A 15,985-nucleotide genomic window follows, 5' to 3' on the forward strand; every position below is an offset into this window, starting at 1 on the left:
GGTCGGCGGACTGGCTGACGGTCTGACCGCCCGGCCGGGCGGCGGGCCGGTTGACGGGGGCCCAGGCCGCCGCCAGCATGCCGCCCAGCAGGCCCAGGACCATACCGGCCAGGAAACCGCCCAGGTTGGAGTAGACGAAGGAGGCCAGGGACAGCACCACGCTCACCAGGCCGAGGAAGACCCGCTGGCCGGGCTGCAACCAGATGAGCACTCCCGCGAGCACCATGACCAGCGCGACCAGGTAGCCCGCCCCCACCGCGCCGAACATGACGGCCACCGGCAGGGCGTCGATCGTCAGGGAGACGGACAGCAGCTCCAGGCCCGCCGTCACGATGAACAGGCCGCCCCAGAAGGGTCGTGAGCGCCGCCACGATCTCATGGTCCTCCGTTCGCGGGTCAGAAGCGGTTCACGGGTCAGAAGCGGTTCGCTGGGTAGGAGCCGTTCGCGGGTCAGAAGCATTCGTGCTCGCCGCGCAGGATCCTCAGCCCGAGGTCGGGCAGGCTCAGCGTCGCGGCGGAGACGGCCCGCGCGCTCAGCCGTACGTCGTGCAGGGTGAAGGTCCGGCTCTGGCCGCCGAAGGTGCCCGCCGGGCCTCGGGCGGCGGGCACCCCGTTCAGGGTGGAGGCGTCGCGGCCCAGCTCGACGCCCCGCAGCGTGGCCGCGCCACGGGCCGCCGCGGTGTCGATCACCATGTCCTCGATCGTCACCTCGTTGCCGTCCTGGCCGCCGGTGATCCTGATGGTCACCGTGCCCACGGGGGTCCGCACCAGCGCGCTCTGGCACAGGCCCTTGGCGAACGCCCGCCGTACGCCGGTCACGATGACCGGGATGGCCTGGCCCTCCCGGTCGCGCACCACACCGGCGGACAACGTGAAGTCCTGCCCGCGCAACTCGTCGGTGAAGAGCTTGAACGCCTGCCCTGAGACGACGAACGTGGCGCCGACGACCCCCTGGGCGACGGCGCCGACCAGCAGCGACGTCACCGTCGCGACGGGAAGGAGGATCAGGAGGAAGCGCCTCCAGTGCACGCGCCCCTGCTCGGCCATGATCGCCCCTCACCACCCCGGAAGAGCCGGCGATTCACCACGGAACGCCGTGGCCCGACCCGTTTCAGATCATGAGCGGCATTCGCCGAGCCTGTCGACGCACACGCCGGACCCCCCACCACCTATGACCCGAAGCTGGACAACCTTTCCAAAGACCGGAAAGACCCCTGAACCAGTTCGACGAGATCTTGGAAAGGGCTGTCAGTAGCGCCACAGGTGGGCGGTGATGACTTCTTCGAGGGGTTTGCCCTCGGCCCAGGCCTGGTCGGCCGCGCGGACTGCGGCGAAGGCGCCCAGGAGTTCCTCGCCCAGGGCGTCGCGGACGCGGTCGTTGCCGAGCAGGGCCGCGCGTTGTTCGTCGGGGGTGGCGGGAAGCCGGTGGATGTTCGCCGCTTCGCGCCGCTCCGCTGACCACATGTCCGGGTTCTCCTGGACGGGCTCCGGCGGGGTGAGGCCGTCGGCGATCCCGGCCAGGCCGGAGGCGATGACGACGGCGAGCGCGAGATGGGGGTTGGCGGAGGCGTCGGAGGGCTTGAGCTCGACGTTGGCGTGGGAGGCGCCGAGCAGTTCGGTGGCGGGGACGAACCGCAGGGCGGCCTCCCGGTTCTCCACCCCCCAGAAGGTGTAGGCGCTGGAGAAGTAACCGGGCCTGAGCCGGTGCAGGGAGGGGACGCTGGGCGCCGTGACGGCGGTGATGGCCGGCAGGTCGCGCAGGAGACCGGCCAGGTAGGCGGCTCCCTCGGCGGTCAGGCCGTACGGCCCGTCGCCCCCGGAGAGCAGGTTGACCCCGTCGCGGGACAGCGAGGTGTGCAGGTGCCAGCCGTTGCCGACCCCGGCGCCGGTGATCAGGGGGGCGAAGCTCGCCCGCAGCCCGTGCGCCCTCGCGGCGGCGTGGATGGTCTGCCGGGCGAGCAACTGCTGGTCCGCGGCGGTGACGGGGTCGGCCGCCGCGATGCTGAGCTCGTACTGGGCCGGGCCGTACTCGGCGTGGAACTGGTTGACCCGCACGCCGTTGTCCCGCAGGTCACCCAGGAGCTGGGCGGCGAAGCCGTCGACGTCGAGCAGGACGCGGGGGCCGTAGGCCGGGCCGGGGAGAGCGAGCTGGGTGCTCCCGCCGGGGCCCGGCTCGGTGTGGCTGAGGTGGAACTCCATCTCGTAGCCCGCGCGGAACTCCAGGCCGAGTTCCGCCGCCCGGCCGACCTGACGCTCCAGCGCGCCCCGCTGGTCGTACGGCCAGGCGGAGCCGTCGGCGGCGACCTGCCTGCCGGGGACCCACGCGAACGAGGGCTGTCCGGCCAGCTGGACGATCCGGTCGGAGACGGGGATCAGCCGGATGTCGCCGGACGGCGTGGCGAGCCCCGGGTGGCCGAAGGTGATGCCGTCGTGGGAGTCGAAAACCGCGAACAGCGTGGTGACGCCGACCCCGCGTTCCGCCACGGACGCCAGCTGGTCGACCGGGACCGTACGGGAGCGGGTGATGCCGTTGTTGTCCGCCCAGGCGATGGTGATGCCGACGACGCCCTCCTTCGCCAACGCCTCCGCCTTCGCCTGGAGATCGACGGTCGTCACGTTCTGTGCCATGGATCGCTCCTTGGGAGTTCGGTGGTTGTCAGGCGGTCACGGCGAGACGTGGTCCGGGGCGTGGAGGGTACGGCCGGGCGCGACGGGGATGGCCGGAACCGGTGTGCCGGGCGGGCGTTCTTCGCGTCGAGGGGCACGCTGGCGAAGATACCGTCTGGGGTCACGGCGACGAGGGCGAAGATCCGGATACACGCCGGGAGAGCACCGAGGAGCCGGGGCCGTCCCACTCCGGCAGGCGAGGTGGGTCTCCGGAGGCCACGGTTCAGGCGATCACGGCGGTCACCGGTGCCGGAGGGCGCCTCGGTGGCCGGTCCGACCCAGGCCACCGACCGGCCCGTGGCGACGAGCTTCCCGCGCCCGCCTCGGCCGCCACCGGGCGAAGAAGGCGCGCTCCTACCGGGACTCTCCCATGAGCGCGGCGAGCACCGCCGGAGGCAGTTCGCCGGGCTGACGGGGCACACCGGCCTCGCCGAGGACCTGGACGGCGTGTTCCTCGGGGAGCAGGGTGAGCCAGTCGAGGACGGCGGCCCGGTGGGCGTCGGCGGTCAGTTCGCCGTGCACCCTGAGCCTGGCCAGGCCGCCGTCGGGGAAGACGTCGAGACGGACGTGCGTCACGGGGGCGGCGGAGACCGGGCGGAAGAAGTGACGCGTGTCCGGCTGCAGCCTGGTCCTGGGGATCAGGTCGAACCACTCGGTGTCCTCGCCGGGACGATCGGCGTCGGTCCCCCTCAGCGTGGCCCAGCCCGCCGCGTTGCCGACGAAGTACGACGTGTCGATCTCCACCCGGCGGACCCGCCCCCGGGCCGCGAGCCTGATCGACACGTGGTCGTTGCCGCCGTCGCGACGGCGGGCGTTCTCCCAGCCGTCGCCCATGGTCGCGGCCCTGCCGGGCAGCAGCAGTTGCACCGGCGAGGAGTAGAAGGTGTTCGAGCAGTCGATCACCGATCCGCCGTTCTCCAGCGCGGCCAGGTCGATCGTGCCGTCCAGGAGGCGGGGGTCCGGCACGGGCTCGCCGTACACCCGGAACCGGGCCACCCCGCCGTCGGGGTAGATGCTCAGCCGGACGTGGGTCCAGCGTCGTGGGTCCGTCACCTCGAAGGCGTTCTCGGCGTCGCCCTCGATCGCGCTCCTGCCGACGATCGTCTCCCAGGTCGCCTTTTCGAGCTCGGCCGGTGACGGCGCTCCTTCGACGCTGGTCGCCTCGACCGAGGCGTAGGGCGGGTAGTTGCCCCTGAACCAGGCGGTGTCGATCACCACGCCGCGCACCACGCCGGGGACACCGAGCCGGATGATCGCGTGGTCGTTCCCCGGTTCGCGGCGGCGCCGGGTCTCCCAGCCGTCGTACACCTTGCCCTTGTGGCCGAAGTCCTCCGTCGAGAACACCGAGGGACCGGGCTTGATCAGGTTCTCGCGTTCGGCGAACAACTCGTCGTTGGCGTACACGACGCTGCCGGCCAGCGCGCGGGAGGCCAGGTCGGGAAGGTGGGTGAAGGTCATGCCTCTCCTCGGTTGAGCAGTCGGCCCTGCGGCGGGCCGTCGATGTCGATCCGTACGCCGCGCAGCCAGGTGCCGCGGACCACGCCGGTGAGCTCGCGGCCGTGGTAGGGCGTGACGGGGTTGCGGTGGTGCAGCCGGTCCCTGTCGACCGTGAACACCTGGTCGGGGGCGAACACGCAGAAGTCGGCCTGGTGGCCCGGGGCGATCCGGCCCTTGCGGGACAGACCGGCCACCCTCGCGGGGCCCTCGGCCATCCAGCGCGCCACGTCGGTCAGGGTGTGGCCGCGACGCCTGGCCTCGGTCCACACGGCGGGCAGGCCGAGCTGCAGCGACGCGATGCCGCTCCAGGCCGCGCCGAAGTCCCCGGTGTCGAACCGCTTGAGCTCCGGTGTGCACGGCGAGTGGTCGGAGACCACGCAGTCGACGGTGCCGTCGGCGAGACCCCGCCAGAGCGACTCGCGGTTGGGCTCCTCGCGGATCGGCGGGCAGCACTTGAACTGGGTGGCCCCCTCGGCGATCTCCTCCGCAGTGAACGTCAGATAGTGCGGGCAGGTCTCCACGGTGATCCGGACGCCGTCGTCCCGGGCCGAGCGGATCATCGGCAGCGCGTCCGAGCTGGACAGGTGCAGGATGTGCACCCGGCAGCCGGTCGTGCGGGCCAGTTCGATGACGCGTGCGATCGCGAGGTTCTCCGCGCCACGGGGCCGGGAGCGCAGGAAGTCCCGGTAGCTCGCGCCGTGCGCCGCCGGGGCGTGATCGATCACGTGCGGGTCCTCGGCGTGCACGATCATCAGCGCGTCGAACGCCCGGATCTCCCTGAGCGCGTCCGCCAGCTCGTCCGGCTCAAGGTGGGGGAACTCCTCCACACCGGAGTGCAGCAGGAAACACTTGAACCCGAACACCCCGGCGTCGTGGAGCCCGCGCAGCTCACGCAGGTTGCCCGGTACGGCACCGCCCCAGAGGCCGACGTCGACGAGCACCCGCCCCTCGGCGGCCTCCCGCTTCACCCGCAACGCGGCCGTGTCGACGGTTGGCGGGAGGCTGTTCAGCGGCATGTCGACGATCGTCGTGACGCCACCGGCCGCGGCGGCCCGGGTGGCGGTCGCGAACCCCTCCCACTCGGCCCGGCCGGGGTCGTTCACGTGCACGTGGCTGTCCACGAGGCCGGGCAATAGCACCTCGTCGTCGCCGAGTTCGACGACCTCGGCGGCGTCGAGATCCGTGTCCGGCGGTTCGACCGCGACGATCGTCCCGTTCCGCACGCCGACGCCGCACGCCCTCTCCCCGGCGGGGGTGACGACGCGACGGGCACGGAACAGCAGGTCAAGCCCGGCCATCAGGAGGCACCCCCGGTGTGGACCGGCCATCCGGTCACGGTCTTGGGGCGCGGTTTCGCGTAGGTTCGCACCTTGCTCGTGGTGAGGCCGAGCCGGACGAGCCCTTCGGCGAGGGCGACCGCGGCGGCGACGCCGTCCACGACCGGTACCCCGGTGGCGGCGGCGATCTCCCGGTCGAGACCGGCCATCCCTCCGCATCCGAGGCAGATCACCTCGGCCCGGTCGTCCTCGACGGCCCTGCGGGCCTGGGCGACGATCGCGCCGACGGCCCGGCCGGGGTCCTCGTCGAGTTCGAGGACCGAAAGCCCGCCGGCCCGGACCGACGCGCACCGGCCGGTCAGCCCGGCGAGCCGCAGCCTGTCCTCGATCTGCGGCACGGCGCGGTCGAGGGTGGTGACGACCGAGTAGGTGCGCCCGATCAGCATCGCGACCTGCGCGGCGGCCTCGGTGATGTCCACCACGGGGACGTCGAGCAGTTCCTGGAGCCCCTCGCGGCCGTGCTCGCCGTACCCGGCCTGGATCACCGCGTCGTACGGCTCGGCGTACCGGACGACCCGGTCCATCACCGCGACCGCGGCCAGGTAGCTCTCGAAGTTCCCCTCGACCGACTCGGGCCCGAACGACGGGGTGAGGCCGACGATCTCGACGCCCGGCGACGCGTACGCCGCCGCCTGGGCACGGATCGTCTCGGTCATCGACCGGGTGGTGTTCACGTTCACGATCAGGATGCGCATGACGGCCCACCTCGTACGGCCCGCAGTTCGGCGGGGGTGACGCCGGTGAGGTCGCGCAGTTCGGCCTCGCCGACGGCGCCGCAGTCGAGGCCCCGGGCGAGGAACCCGGCCATCGCCCTGGCGGTCGCGGGCTCGTCGAGGAAGCCGGACTCCCGGCGGTCGAGATAGCCGCGCAGCCGGGCCGCCGCGCCCGGCAGCCCCTCCCTGAAGAAGGCGTAGACGGCGGCGTACCGGCTGGGCAACTGGGCCGGATGCAGGTCCCAGCCCTGGTGGACGCCGTCCTCAAGGGCACGCCGTACCAGGCGCGCGTGCAGCCTCCAGGCGGCGCGGACCGTGTCGCCGTCGCCGACCGGGAGCACGTTGGTCGAGCCGTCGCAGACGCGTACGCCGGTGCCCGCGGCGGCGACCCGCATGACGGCCTTGGCGTGGTCGGCGACCGGGTGCTCCACGCTCTGGTGGGCGGCCGAGACCCCGAGTGCCGCCGAGTAGTCGTAGGTGCCGTAGTGCAGGCCCGTGCAGCGCCCGGCCGAGGCGTGGATCATCGGCGCCAGCGGCGAGACGCCGTCCACGCCCATGATCGCCTGTGGTGTCTCCACCTGGATCTCGAACCGCAGGCTCCCGTGCGGCAGCCCGTGGGCGGCCTCCAGCCGTTCGGCGGTCAGCGTCATCGCCTCCACCTGTTCGACGGAGGTCACCTTCGGGAGCGTGACGACGAAGCCGCCGGGCGGCGGGCCGAGGGCCTCCAGGAAGATCGCCAGGGTGCGCAGGCCGCGCCGCCGGGTCGGCGCCTCGAAGCTCTTGAACCGGATTCCGCAGAAGGGCGTGCCGTCACCGGAGGCGAGGGCCTTGGCGGCGGTCCGGGCGGCCGCGTCCTCCTCGGCGTCCGGGCGGTCGCCGTAGCCGTCCTCGAAGTCGATCCTCAGGTCCTCGACCGGTTCGCGCTCCAGCTTGGCCAGGACCAGGTCGTACACCTCCGCCGCCGTCCCCGGCGGCAGGCCGAGCGCGTCGGCGAACTCCTCGGCGGTCCGGCCGTGCGCGGCCAGCGCCGTCCGGGCCTGCTCGCCCCACGTCCGTACGGTGTCCGGGGTGTAGCGGTCGGCCGGGACGTAGACGGTGTGCACCGGCTGCCTGCCGGTCGGCTCGCCGGGGTAGGCCGTGCGCAGCCGTTCGTCCGCCGCCGCCAGCCGGACATCCAGCTCGGCGGAAAGCTCGGCGGAAAGTTCGGCGGCGAGGCCGGTGGTGAGGTCGGGGCCGTTCACGATCCGGCCTGGATGACCCGGCCGTCACGGACCACGACCTGGGGGATCGGCCGGTCCACCACGGCCTGGGCCATGGACTCGGCGCGGACCAGGACGAAGGTGGCGGGGTCGCCGGGCTGGAACCTGACCGGTTCGAGACCGAGCAGGGCGGCGCCCCCGTGCGCCGCGACCTCGTAGCACGCGGCCAGTTCCTCGTCGGTACGGGCGTCGGTGCGGTAGGCGAGCAGGTGCGCACGGTTGATCATGTCGCCGTCGCCGAACGGCGTCCACGGGTCCCGCACCCCGTCGGATCCGAGGCCGACCGGCACCCCGGCCTCGCGCAGCGGCCCGACGGGCGGGATCGGGGACGCGCCGAGCGCGCAGGTGGTCAATGAGACTCCTGCTTCGAACAGCGTCTCGGCGAGGTCCTCGCGGCCCTCCAGGCAGAAGGCGTGGCTGATCGTGGTCGGCACCCCGCTGGACCTCGCCCTGCGGGCGATCTCGACCACCTGCGCGACACCCTCCTCGCCGCGGTCGTGCAGGTGGATGTCGACGGGTACGGCGTGCCGCTCGGCCATGCCGTACAGCAGGTCGAGGTGGCCGTGCAGGTCGCCGTCGACGCCCACGGGGTCGAGCCCGCCGACGATGTCGGCGCCCTCCCGCAGTGACCGCTCCATCAGCTCCGCCGTCCCCGGCGCCGTGAGCAGGCCGAGCTGGGGGAAGGCGACGATCTGCACGTCCAGCAGGTCCCCGCGCGCCTGGGCGGCCTCCCGCACGCCGTGCACGTTGCTCAGCCCGTACACCGGGGCGACGTCCACGTGCGCCCGCCACGCCCGGGTGCCACGGGCGATCGCGCTGTCCATGAGCGCCCCGGCCCGCTCGGCGACCGGCGCGGTCATCCCGGCCCGTGCCGCGACGTCGCCCTCGATCAGGTCACGCAGCGTCCCGGCCGGGGTACGGCTCAGCCAGGGCTGCCCCCAGGTGGTCTTGTCGGGGTGGATGTGCGCGTCGACCGGGGCGGGCAGGGCGAGCAGCCCGCCGCAGTCCACCACCTCGCAGTCCTCGGTTCTGCGTTCGAGGGGGACGACGCGACCGTCCTCGACCAGGACGTCGTGGGGGCGGACATGGGTGAACAGAATCTGAGCCATACCGGCTGATCCCCTTAACCTGAGGGCGACAGTGTCCTAGAATTATCAGACATCAGATGATTAGAGAAGCAGAGGAAGAATGCGCCACGTGGGCCGGACCTCCCTCGTCGACTCCGCCATCCACGAGCTCCGCCAGGAGATCGCGAACGGCGTCTGGCCGGTCGGCACCAAGATCCCCACAGAGGGGCGGCTGGCCGAGACCCTGGGCGTGAGCAGGCTCTCGGTGCGCGAGGCCGTCCGCGTCCTCGTCCACGCCGGCCTGCTCGCCACCCGTCAGGGCGACGGAACCTACGTCACCGCGACCGACGAGAACGAGGTCGCCCTCAGGCGCCGCCTGGACCGCGCGGCCACCATGGACATCATCGACGTACGGCGCGGCCTGGACCTCGTGGCGGCCAGGCTCGCCGCCGAACGACGCGAACCGGCCGACCTCGACGCGCTGCGGGAGACGCTGCAACGGCGCACCGCCGCCCACGAGGCCGCCGACCTCGACGCGTTCGCCGACGCCGACGTTGACTTCCACCTGGCCGTCGCCGCGGCCTCGCACAACCCCGTGCTGCTGGACCTGTACCGGGGCATGAGCGAGGCGGTGCGCGAAACGGTCCGCCGCGACCAGTGCATGGAACACGCCGTGCTCGACGCCGACTCCACCCACCGGGACCTGTACCGGGCGATCGAGGCGGGCGACGCGGCGGGCGCGGTCACGATCGCGCTCGCCATCCTCAACGAGCAGGAGAACGATCTCTGAAGCGCCTCAGGGGAGCCTGATCAGGCGCCGCTCGACGGCGGCGGTCACCGCGGCCGTACGCGTGTCCACGCCGAGCTTGCCGTAGATGTGCACCAGGTGGGTCTTGACCGTCGCCTCGGTGATGAAGAGCCGCCTGGCGATCTCCCGGTTGCCCGCGCCGCTCGCCAGCAGCTCCAGGATCTCCACCTCCCGGGCGCTCAACGCCGGGCCGGGGTCGCGCATCCGCCTCATCATCCGGGCCGCGACCTTGGCGGACAGCACCGACTCGCCCCTGGCCGCGGCCCTGATGCCCTGGAACAGCTCCTCCGGCGGGCACGCCTTGAGCAGGTAACCGGTGGCCCCGGCGTCGACGGCCCGCATGATGTCCGCGTCGGTCTCGTACGTCGTCAGCACCAGGACCTGCGGCGGAGTGGGCAGCTCCCGGATCCGCCGGGTGGCCTCGACCCCGTCGACGCCGTCGCCGAGCTGCAGGTCCATGAGCACGACGTCCGGGGAGCTCGTGGCGACACCCCGCAGTGCCTCGTCCCCACCGGCGGCCTCGCCGACGACCTCCATGTCGGGCTCACCGCCGAGCAGCGCCACCAGCCCCGCCCGGACCACCGGATGGTCGTCGACCAGAAACAGCCTCATCGCTCCTCCTCCCCGTCTCGTGCCTGCGCGCCGGTCGGGACCGTGGCCGCGATCCCCGTTCCCTCGCCGGGGACGCTCTCGACGACCAGGACGCCGTTCACCTCCGCCATCCTGTCGCGCATCGCCCGCAGCCCGTATCCCCGGCCCGGCGCGGGGGCCGGGGCGTCGAACCCGGCGCCGTCGTCGAAGACGTCCAGCGTGACCTCACCGTCGAGGTAGGACAGGGTCACCATGGCAGTGCCCGCGCGGGAGTGGTCGCGGACGTTGGCCAGCGCCCCCTGCGCCACCCGCAGCAACGCCGCCTGCACCTCGGGCTCCAGCGGGTACTGCTCGCCCTCCTGACGGAAACGCACGTCAGGCCCGGTGCCGTTCCCGGTGTCCGCGCAGAGCCTGGCCAGGGCCTCGGGCAGCGAGGCCTCGACCAGGCCCGGGGGCTGGAGGTCGCGGACGAAGCGCCGGGCCTCGTCGAGGTTCTCCGCGGCCGCTGCCGCCGCCCGCCGTACGTGGGCGCGGGCCAGCTCGGGGTCGGAGGCCCACATGCGGTCGGCGGCCTGCAGAAGGATGCCCATGCTGGTGAGCCCCTGGGCGAGGGTGTCGTGGATCTCCCTGGCCAGCCGCTCGCGCTCCTCCAGGACGCCGGTACGGTGCCGGGAGTCGGCCAGCGTTCCCCGGGTGCTGATCAGGTCGTCGATGAGGAGCTGCCGGGCGGCGCTCTCCCGCTGGAGCTCCCAGAAGATCACCGCGGTCATGGCGGCGATGCCGATCGGCGCGAGGATCAGGCTGAGATCGAACTCCCGCGCGATCTTGAGCTGGGCCGCGATCACGACCAGTGTGAGGGCGGCCGCGGCCACCGCGAAACCACGCGCGTTCAGCGACCGCAGGCACAGGAAGAGCAGGGGGACCGCGCACCAGCTGAACGACGGCGCGAGCACCACGAGCACGAGCCAGACCGCCGCCACTCCCGCCAGCCAGACGACGCGCCCGCGTCCGAGGCGGTTCCAGAGGACGACGCCCGCCGTGTAGGTCAGGGCCAGGAGACCGCCGACGACCAGCGAGGCGACGGTCCGCGTCCCCATGTCGTGCCGGGACACCAGCCGCAGGGCGGAGGCGGCGAGCAGCAGGTAGAACCCCGCGTGCATGGCCCAGTTGAGCCAGATACGTTCCCTCATCACCCTCCTTGTCTGGTCTTTCTCGACGTTATCCCCTGGCGAGGATCGGCCCGAGCGGTACGGCCACGCGTCAACCGATCGGTTGACTTCTTCCTCGACCCTTCGGCGTCCGGGAACCACCCATGCTTGCGATGGCCGGGAACGCCGTCTCCGGAAACCTTGGGTGTGCAAGGTTCCACCGACCCGCACCTGGAGAAACCAATGACAGTCCGTTCCGCGCGTCCCCGCCTGGTCGTCGGCTCCCTCGCGGGGCTCGCCATCATGGCGGGCACCCTCGGTTTCGCCGCCGCCTCCCCCGCGCAGGCCGCCCCCGCCAAGAACGGGCAGGTCGTCGTGCAGACCGACGTGCTCTCCGCCGACGCCGCCCTGACGATCGCCGACGCCGCGATGAAGGAGGCCGCCAGGCGGAAGCAGCGTGTCACGGTGGTGATCGTCGACCGGTCCGGCGTGACCCGTCTGGTGCTGAAGGGCGACGGCGCGGGCCCGCAGACCGAGGAGTCGGCGCGGCGCAAGGCCTTCACCGCGGTCTCCTTCGGTAAGACGACAAGTGAGCTTGGCAAGGGCGTGACCGGCGGCGGCCCGAACATCGCCGACATTCCGGGCACTCTCTTCCTCGGCGGCGGTGTTCCCGTGGTCTCCGGCGGCGCGCCCGTCGCGGGCATCGGTGTCGGCGGCGCGCCGAGCGGCGACATCGACGAGGCCATCGCCCAGGAGGGCCTCAAGGCCGTCGCCGGTCGGCTCCGCTGACCGACCCGTCCCGCCCCGCCGGGCCGGACGTCGTCGGGGGCCGGGAGTCGAGGCAGGGGACCAGGAGGTCAGGGATCCGGGAGGCCGGAGGTCGAGAGACCGGGTATCGGAAGCAGGGGAGAGGGACGATGTGGATGAGGCGCCGGGCGATCCTGCTCTCCGGACTCGGCCTGCTGGCCGCTGCCTGCGGCGGCCGTACGGTGAGTCGCACGGTGAAAGGGGAGAAGGTGCTCAACGATGAACTGCTGACGCGCGCCGCGCGAGGCGACGTCGCGGGTGTCCGGGACGCGCTCACCTCCGGGGCCGACGTCGGGGCCCGCGACGGGCTCCGCCGTACGGCACTGCTGCTCGCCGTGGCGGGCGACCACGTGGAGGTCGCCGAACTGCTGATCGCGGCCGGCGCGGACCCGAACGCGCTGGACTCCAGGCACGACACCCCCTGGCTGGTCACGGGCGTGACCGGAAGCGTCGCGATGCTCAGGGCCCTTCTGCCCGGCAGGCCCGACCTGACCATACGCAACCGCTACGGGGGCGTCTCCCTGATCCCCGCCTGTGAGCGTGGGCACGTGGACTACGTCCGGGAGGTGCTGAAGACCGGCATCAAGGTCGATCACGTCAACGACCTCGGCTGGACCGGCCTGCTTGAGGCGGTCATCCTCGGCGACGGCGGCCGGCCCTACCAGGAGATCGTCCGCCTGCTCATCGCGGCGGGCGCCGACGTCGACCTCGGTGACCGCGAGGGCGTCACCCCACTCGCCCACGCGGTCTCCAGGAGGCAGACCGCGGTAGCCGGCCTGCTCCGCGCCGCCGGAGCGCACTGACGGCTCAGGAGGAGTGGGCCTCAAGGGTGGGCCAGGTGCCGTCCTCGGTGAACTGCTGCGCCCAGTAGTACGGGTTCACCTCGCGAAGGGTGCGAACGCCCCATCCCGCCGGGCTGGAGTCGTCGGGCACACCGACCTGCACGTCGGGCCCCCACAGGGCCAGGCGCTCCTGGCAGACGCCACAGGGAGGAAGAAAGAGGACGCGGTCCCGCGCGGACTCCCGGAAGACGCACACGGAGGCGGTGATCCTCTTGTTGAGCGTGTAGGCCTGGCAGAAGGCCCCGGTCTCATGACACAGGGAAACCCCGCCGTTGAAGTTGTCCAGGCCGACGCTGGTGATGATCTGCCCGTCCTCCAGGTAGACGGCCGCGGCGCCCCCCGGTTCGTCGGCGGGCCAGCGCCGTTCCATCTGCGCGACGGCCGCGTCCACAAGGGCTTGATCAAGTCGCATCCGGTGTCTCCCGTTGTAGAACAGGCCTCCACGATACGAGGCGCGGGCCACGGGAGGCGTCCCGTGGCCCGCGCGTTCACCGGCCCTCGGTTCCGGCCAGGAGGTCGTTCCGGCCAAAGGTCAGCAGGTCAGCAGGTCAGGGGGTCAGGATGTCGTCGATGGCGGCGTGCAGGTTGGGCTGCGGGCCGATGTGGCGGGGGTCGCTCGCGGGCTGTCCCGTTCCGGTGAGCTTGAGGGTGTCGCGGGCCTGGACGGGGGTGAGCACGCCGCCGTTGGCCTTGGCCACGCCCTGCAGGGAGGCGACGGTTCCGGCGATGATGGCGCTGGCGCTTGAGGTACCGCTGAACCTGCCGGAGTAGATCTTGTTGGGGTTGGTCTCCGAGGGAGTCAGGTCGTTCGCCAAGGGGACGCCCAGCGTCGCGACGCAGGCGCCGTAGGCCTGGAGGTCGACGCGGGAGCCGTACGTGGAGAAGGACATCGCGGTCCGCTCGGCGGGCGGGGTCGAGCCGAGGCAGTTGGTGCCGCCGGGGCTGGGGGGCGCTCCGGCGCCGACGATGATGGCGCCCGAGTCGGGGCGGCCCATGATGACGGCGGAGTAGGGGTCCAGGGGATCGTCGAGGTTGCTGCTCGCGTTGCCCCCCGCCTCGACCACGGTCACTCCGGCGGCGACGGCCAGGACGATCTGGTCGTAGACGCTGCTGTCGTACTCCCAGGGGTAGTGCTTGTACGCCTCGGGTTCGGCACCGAACTCGAAGAGCATGACGTCGCCCGGCTGGGAGTGGGCGGTGGTGTAGGCGACGGGGTCGGGGATCGCGTTGCCGGTCAGGTGCAGGGTGGCGTGCGGCGCGATGCCCGCCATGCCGACGCCGTTGTCGTCCTGGGCGCCGATGATCCCGGCGACGGCGGTGCCGTGGTAGATCGTGCCGGCGTCGGTGGAGCACGGGTCACCGAACGCGGACGGCAGCTGGACGATCTGACCCGCCGCGACGCGTCCCGCGAGGTCCTCGTGGCAGAGGTTCCAGCGGTTGGCCACTCCGCTCAGCTGGGTCGGGGTGATGTGGGTGGTGGTGGTGCCGTCGCCCAGCTGGCCGGTGCCGTTGACGCCCCAGGTGAAGAACGACGAGCCGGCCTTGCCGATGTTGTGGGTACGGCCCGCCGCGACCCATTCCAGGGAGGGGGAGATCGCGGTGGGGGAGGGACGGTCGACGGTGGTGCCGTCGCCGAGTTGTCCCTGGGCGTTGTCGCCCCAGGCGTAGGTGGTCGAGGTGAGCGAGGAGGTGGTGGCGAGGCTGTGCAGGGCTCCGGCCGAGACGTCGCTGACGTTGGTCAGGCCGGGGACGGCGACCGGGGTCTTGCGGTCCACGGTGGTGCCGTCGCCGAGCTGTCCCTGGTCGTTGTCCCCCCAGGCCTTGACGGTGCCGTCGGTGAGGACGGCCAGGGTGTGGTAGCCCCGGCTGCTGATCAGCCTGACGTCGGTCAGGCCGGTGACGGCGGCCGGGGTGGTGCGGTTGGTCGTGGTGCCGTCGCCCAGCTGGCCGGTGCCGTTGCCGCCCCAGGCCTTGACGGTGCCGTCGTTGATGAGCGCCACGGAGTGGCCGTAGCCCGCCGCGATTCCACCGGTCGAGGTGATGACGCCGGTGAGGCCGGGGACGGCGATGGCGACGGGGGAGTCGGAGCCGGCGTAGCCGAGCTGTCCCTGGCTGTTGTCGCCCCAGGCGCGTACGGTGCCGTCGGTCAGGACGGCCAGGGCGTGGTTGGGGCCGACACTGATGCTCGCGGCGTTGTAGATCCCGGCGACCTGCACCGGGACGGAGCTGTCGGTCAGGGTGCCGTTACCGAGCTGTCCCTGGCTGTTGTCACCCCACGCCCACACGGTGCCGTCGCTCTTCCTCGCCACGGAGAAGTCGTTGCCCGCGGCGACGGACATGAAGTTGTTCAGGCCGGGGACCTGCACCGGGATCTTCCTGGCCGCGGTGTCCCCGGTGCCGAGCTGTCCCTGGCTGTTGTCACCCCAGGCCCAGACATGGCCGAGGGAGTCCAGCATCAGCGAGTGGTCGTCTCCGGCGGAGATCGTCTGTCCGCCGTAGGCGGGGATGATCGTGGACTGGACCTCGATGTCGGTGACGGTGATGCCGTCGCCCTTGCCACCCGTCTGGGTGTGGGCGTACTCGGCGTCCACCCCGCCGCCCGACACCGAGGTGGCCGAGTTGAGGTACTTCTGATGGGGGCGCAGCGGTTCCGAGAAGGAGCGGACGTTCGGCTTGGCCTGGGCGATCTCGACCGAGGGCAGGGCGTTGAGGTCCTTCAGCAGGCCCTCGACGCCGCTCTTGGGGGCGGTGACGACGAACCAGGAGTTGAGGTCGGGCAGTTGCCTGCCGGTCTTCCTCTCCAGCTGGAGGCGCTGCTCGGTGGTCTTCGTCTCGGAGGTCGAGGACAGGGGCCTGATGGAGGCGTCCTTGTACTTGGCCAGGACCTTCTGGATGTCCGCGGCGTCTCCGGAGTCCTTGGCGACCAGCCCCTGCCCGCGCAGCCGTACGGCGAGGCCGGGCTTGAACTTCACCGAGAGCTGGGTCGTGGAGAAGCCCTTGGGCAGGGGGGCGTGGGTGCCCGGGGCGGTGCCCTTGTCCTTGCTGTGGTCGTAGGCCGGGGCGGGCTCGGCCGAGGCGGGATTCGCGGCGACCACGCCGGACAGCGCGCCGACGGCCACGGAGAGCAGGGCCGCGGTGAGCCACCGTGACCGTGGTCCTCCGTGACCCCGGGTGGCGGAGTGAGTTGGCACCGAATTCTCCTCTTCTCGTCGTCCTCTGGGGTGCGCGGGTGCCGCCCGGCGTTCGTGA

The 15,985-nt window shown here is 72.2% G+C and carries 14 protein-coding genes and 1 pseudogene; 3 read left to right on the forward strand and 12 right to left on the reverse strand.

Features of this window, described 5'->3' with window-relative positions:
• Positions 1 to 70 precede the first annotated feature (70 nt).
• The 8 genes and pseudogenes from ABZ470_RS27475 to ABZ470_RS27510 all read right to left on the reverse strand — a co-directional run.
• Positions 71 to 460, reverse strand: a pseudogene (locus ABZ470_RS27475) (DUF6114 domain-containing protein); the annotation flags it as partial.
• Positions 451 to 1,047, reverse strand: coding sequence for a DUF6230 family protein (locus ABZ470_RS27480; RefSeq protein WP_362914925.1), 597 nt, complete (start codon positions 1,045 to 1,047; stop codon positions 451 to 453). The pseudogene ABZ470_RS27475 and the gene ABZ470_RS27480, both read right to left, overlap by 10 nt.
• 201 nt (positions 1,048 to 1,248) lie before the next feature.
• Positions 1,249 to 2,628: a glutamine synthetase family protein gene (locus tag ABZ470_RS27485; RefSeq protein WP_362914927.1), complete on the reverse strand. Its 1,380-nt coding sequence runs from the start codon at positions 2,626 to 2,628 to the stop codon at positions 1,249 to 1,251.
• A gap of 393 nt (positions 2,629 to 3,021) precedes the next feature.
• A complete protein-coding gene (gene alc / locus ABZ470_RS27490; protein WP_362914929.1) occupies positions 3,022 to 4,125 on the reverse strand; it encodes an allantoicase in 1,104 nt (367 codons plus the stop codon).
• Complete coding sequence (gene allB / locus ABZ470_RS27495; protein WP_362914931.1) at positions 4,122 to 5,462, reverse strand: allantoinase AllB; 1,341 nt, start codon at positions 5,460 to 5,462, stop codon at positions 4,122 to 4,124. Before allB ends, alc begins: the two co-directional genes overlap by 4 nt.
• Complete coding sequence (locus ABZ470_RS27500) at positions 5,462 to 6,196, reverse strand: aspartate/glutamate racemase family protein (RefSeq protein WP_362779984.1); 735 nt, start codon at positions 6,194 to 6,196, stop codon at positions 5,462 to 5,464. Before ABZ470_RS27500 ends, allB begins: the two co-directional genes overlap by 1 nt.
• Positions 6,184 to 7,455, reverse strand: a complete 1,272-nt coding sequence (locus ABZ470_RS27505) for an aldolase/citrate lyase family protein (protein WP_362914934.1) — start codon at positions 7,453 to 7,455, stop codon at positions 6,184 to 6,186. Before ABZ470_RS27505 ends, ABZ470_RS27500 begins: the two co-directional genes overlap by 13 nt.
• Positions 7,452 to 8,582, reverse strand: a complete 1,131-nt coding sequence (locus ABZ470_RS27510; RefSeq protein ID WP_362914936.1) for an amidohydrolase family protein — start codon at positions 8,580 to 8,582, stop codon at positions 7,452 to 7,454. Before ABZ470_RS27510 ends, ABZ470_RS27505 begins: the two co-directional genes overlap by 4 nt.
• Positions 8,583 to 8,661: 79 nt before the next feature.
• Between ABZ470_RS27510 and ABZ470_RS27515 the strand changes: the two genes are divergently transcribed.
• Positions 8,662 to 9,330 carry an FCD domain-containing protein gene (locus tag ABZ470_RS27515; RefSeq protein ID WP_362914939.1) on the forward strand — a complete coding sequence of 223 codons (669 nt, stop codon included), beginning with the start codon at positions 8,662 to 8,664 and terminating at the stop codon, positions 9,328 to 9,330.
• 6 nt (positions 9,331 to 9,336) lie between these two features.
• On the opposite strand, the gene ABZ470_RS27520 is transcribed toward ABZ470_RS27515, so the two are convergent.
• Positions 9,337 to 9,960, reverse strand: a complete 624-nt coding sequence (locus ABZ470_RS27520; RefSeq protein ID WP_362914941.1) for a response regulator transcription factor — start codon at positions 9,958 to 9,960, stop codon at positions 9,337 to 9,339.
• On the reverse strand, positions 9,957 to 11,129 hold the full coding sequence (locus tag ABZ470_RS27525; protein WP_362914944.1) for a sensor histidine kinase: 1,173 nt from the start codon (positions 11,127 to 11,129) through the stop codon (positions 9,957 to 9,959). The genes ABZ470_RS27520 and ABZ470_RS27525 overlap by 4 nt, the downstream gene beginning before the upstream one ends.
• A 201-nt stretch (positions 11,130 to 11,330) precedes the next feature.
• On the opposite strand from ABZ470_RS27525, the gene ABZ470_RS27530 reads away from it, so the two are divergent.
• On the forward strand, positions 11,331 to 11,876 hold the full coding sequence (locus tag ABZ470_RS27530) for a heme-binding protein (protein WP_362914946.1): 546 nt from the start codon (positions 11,331 to 11,333) through the stop codon (positions 11,874 to 11,876).
• A gap of 128 nt (positions 11,877 to 12,004) precedes the next feature.
• On the forward strand, positions 12,005 to 12,697 hold the full coding sequence (locus ABZ470_RS27535) for an ankyrin repeat domain-containing protein (protein WP_362914948.1): 693 nt from the start codon (positions 12,005 to 12,007) through the stop codon (positions 12,695 to 12,697).
• Between the two features lie 4 nt (positions 12,698 to 12,701).
• Here the strand turns inward: ABZ470_RS27535 and ABZ470_RS27540 are convergent, their stop codons facing one another.
• Together ABZ470_RS27540 and ABZ470_RS27545 are read right to left on the reverse strand one after the other, a co-directional pair.
• Positions 12,702 to 13,148: a cytidine deaminase gene (locus ABZ470_RS27540; protein ID WP_352015692.1), complete on the reverse strand. Its 447-nt coding sequence runs from the start codon at positions 13,146 to 13,148 to the stop codon at positions 12,702 to 12,704.
• A 136-nt stretch (positions 13,149 to 13,284) separates the two neighbouring features.
• Positions 13,285 to 15,927: a S8 family serine peptidase gene (locus ABZ470_RS27545; RefSeq protein WP_362914951.1), complete on the reverse strand. Its 2,643-nt coding sequence runs from the start codon at positions 15,925 to 15,927 to the stop codon at positions 13,285 to 13,287.
• Between the last annotated feature and the right edge of the window lie 58 nt (positions 15,928 to 15,985).

The organism is Streptosporangium sp. NPDC020072 (genome assembly GCF_040631445.1).
GTDB lineage: Bacteria > Actinomycetota > Actinomycetes > Streptosporangiales > Streptosporangiaceae > Streptosporangium.